We start from the raw sequence: 1,177 nt of genomic DNA on the forward strand, positions 1-1,177 counted from the left end.
CGCCTTGTAAGTCTCGAGCATCCGGGTCGGTCCGTCATAAGCTGGCTGGCGCGGTGGCGGAGGGGATGCCGATCCGCCTTGGGCCCGTTGAGCCCGTGATTGAGCTTGGTCGCCCCTCCGTCGTTCCTGTGAACCCGAACAGTCGCCTGGGCCGCCAGCGAAGCCCGTTTTCGCAAGGTCGGGTCGTCATGGAACACACCACTCAAGGCTCCACTGCCACCCCCGTCGTGGTCGGCATCGACGTCTCCAAGGACCGCCTCGACGTCGCCATCCTGCCCGGCGACGAGGCCTTCTTCGTCAAGCGCGATGCGGAGGGGCTCGACGCCCTCGCCGCTCGCCTCCTCCCCCTGGCGCCGGAGGCCGTGGCCCTCGAGGCGACCGGCGGCTACGAGACCGTCGTCGCCGCCACCCTCGGCGCCGCCGGCCTGCCGGTCGTCGTCGTCAATCCCGCCCAGGTCCGCAGCTTCGGCCGCGCCCTCGGCCAGCGTGCCAAGACCGACCCGATCGACGCCCGCCTCATCGCCCGCTTCGCCGCGATGACCAAGCCCGAGATCAGGCCGCTTCCCGACGAGGCCACACAGCGCCTCGCCGACCTCGTCGCTCGCCGGCGGCAGATCATCGCCATGATGACGGCCGAGCGGCAGCGACAGAAGCGCTTCACCGACCGCCGCCTGCAGAAGTCCATCGGCCGCCTTCTCGAAGCCCTTCAGCGCGAACTCTCCGAGGTCGACGCCGAAATCGACACCGACATCCGCGGCAGCTCCGCCTGGCGCGAGAAGGAGGACCTGCTCGCTTCCGTCCCCGGCGTCGGGCCGACCATCGCCCGCACCTTGATCGCCGAGATGCCCGAACTTGGCGCGCTCGACCGGCGGCAGATCGCGGCCCTCGCCGGCCTCGCGCCCTGGACCCGCCAATCGGGACAATGGAAGGGCCGCAGCTTCATTGGCGGCGGCCGTGCGCCCATCCGGGCCGCCCTCCACATGGGCGCCATCACCGCCGCCCGTCACAACCCAGCCCTCAAAGCCTTCCGCGACCGCCTGCTCGCCGCCGGCAAGCCCAAGATGGTCGCTCTTGTCGCCGTGGCGCGAAAGCTCCTCACCATCCTCAACGCCATCATCCGGGACAAACAGCCGTGGCACGCCCAAAGCGCTTGACGACCGACACAGTCGCTCAATCC

Annotated in this window: 1 protein-coding gene; it reads left to right on the forward strand. The window is 70.1% G+C overall.

The genetic code is table 11. The features are described from left to right. Positions 1-188: 188 nt before the first annotated feature. Positions 189-1,154, forward strand: a complete 966-nt coding sequence (locus ACFHNC_RS24685) for an IS110 family transposase (protein ID WP_437171886.1) — start codon at positions 189-191, stop codon at positions 1,152-1,154. The last annotated feature ends 23 nt before the right edge of the window (positions 1,155-1,177 follow it).

Origin of the sequence: Falsiroseomonas sp. E2-1-a4, assembly GCF_051433165.1 — a bacterium.
Lineage (GTDB): Bacteria > Pseudomonadota > Alphaproteobacteria > Acetobacterales > Acetobacteraceae > Falsiroseomonas.